This is a genomic window from Bartonella fuyuanensis (assembly GCF_014197255.1).
Classification (GTDB): Bacteria; Pseudomonadota; Alphaproteobacteria; order Rhizobiales; family Rhizobiaceae; genus Bartonella; species Bartonella fuyuanensis.
In genome coordinates this window covers 1-1833 of record NZ_JACIFE010000061.1, presented here as the reverse complement: position 1 = coordinate 1833, position 1833 = coordinate 1, and the positions used below count along the sequence as shown (strand labels likewise).

The window sequence follows — 1833 nt, the reverse complement described above, 5'->3', positions numbered from 1 at the left end:
TTCAGAAAGATCAATAGCAGTTACTGACCATTCTAGCGCATCATCAAGTGCTTGCTTTAAGCGATCCGCAGTGACTTCTGGTTCAAAGATTTCCAATCCCTTGGCTTCAAAATTAAGCTGTATATCTGGAATATCTTCCGTGTGGGTAGGATCAATGAATTTACAAGCAGCGGAAAGAATACCGGTACTAATCATAAAGGCGCTATCAAATTGCGGGTAATCTTTAGCAATTTCATCGTTATAAAGAATATCTACTTCACGATCAGCCAATTGATAGCTTGCCATATGGTCATTCTCATTGATTCTCTCGGCTGACCAGCCTAAGCTTTTTAAAAGTGCATGAGCACTTTCCATGGTGAGACGATCATCAGTGTCATTCGCTTCATCCACTTCCTCTGCCACTTCAACAGGCTCTGTTTTTGAGTCAAAGGGTGCTGTTTGCGGATCCAAGCTTAAAATCGGAGCGTTTTTAGGAAAACCAGTCCGATAACGCCGTGCAAGAGTAAGAGCGTTGTCAATCGTATATTTCGTGATACCTTCCACAAAGCCTAAATGGTTCTTTGCCCTGAAACTTTCCTTATAAAATTTGAGTTTTTCAACATCCCCAATAAGAATAAGTGCTATAAAATGACGTGCCACAAGGTGAGCTTCACTGTTTGTTGGCAAAGCGGCATAATCATAGATGATTTGGTTGGTGTTTTGGTTATCAGCCCATTCAAGAATATCCACACTGATCTGTTTCAGCTTGCCTTCATCTAATTCAGTACTAGAAACTGCATAAACTTCTTCTGATTCTTTAAGAACGGTATATTGGGGAGTATCGATGAAAATAGATCGATAAGCTGTAGAAAAACCAAGTGTTGAAAGAGAAACCTTGAAGGTAACAAGCGGTGTCTCTCCGTTTTTATCAAGGTCGTACACTATATTAATGATACGATCTTTCTTTATAAAATAAGCATTGCAATTGTAATTTTTATCACGATAGACTGTCCAGTCCATCCTTTTTAAGTCTTCAGAAACTGTATTAAGAAAAGACAAATCTTGTAAACTAAGACGATCATCTATGGCTTTTCGCTCATTAAGGATTTTCAGATATTCTTCAGCAAATTGAACGGCCTGGTTAATATATCTCTCTACTTCACGGTCATCCAAAATTTCAGAAATCGTACCTGCTTCTAAAAAATTTTGATAAGATTTCAGGATATCAATTTGACCTGTCAATGCTAAACAAGCCAAATGCCAGACTATACGTATATTGTAGCTATACTTTTGAACACGTGTTTTGCTTTCTATTGACGCTTGTAAATCTTGGGCACGTGCCCACTGTATCACCCGCTCAGAGATTTTTGTCAACTCTTGCTCATCTAATGTCTCTACACAAATATCAATTCCTTTATCAACCCCACGAAAATTCTCTCCTCCAATCGTATTAAAAGATCGATAAATATCCGTAGGTCGTACAAGATTACGTTGTCTACAAAAATGAATATACAAGCAAGCCAAAGAAATTTCTTCATTAGATATTTCAGCTTCGAGATGAATATTGTACTGATCATAGAGATGTACAAAGCCAAAATCTAACTTAATAAAACGATCCGGCAAAACCAACCACATTTTACCAAGCTCTGTGGCAAACCACCCTTGAATTTTAAAAATGCGAGTTGCTGCAGTAAGACTCATCGACCACTGTTTAGGTTTTTTACGCGCTAAAATGTCATCTAACTCCCCGTTTTTATAAGCTTGCGCAAAAAGAATGAGGCGCTCAATCCACCCTATTGTTTTGTAATCTGAAAATTCTGGTACATGTAATTGGGGTGTAAACTTAGAACTTTT

The 1833-nt window shown here is 37.9% G+C and carries 1 protein-coding gene; it reads right to left on the bottom strand.

Annotated elements, in window-relative coordinates:
• Window positions 1-1833 (bottom strand): DUF6990 domain-containing protein (locus GGR08_RS08490; RefSeq protein ID WP_246350231.1); only part of this gene is annotated, 1833 nt, incomplete at both ends.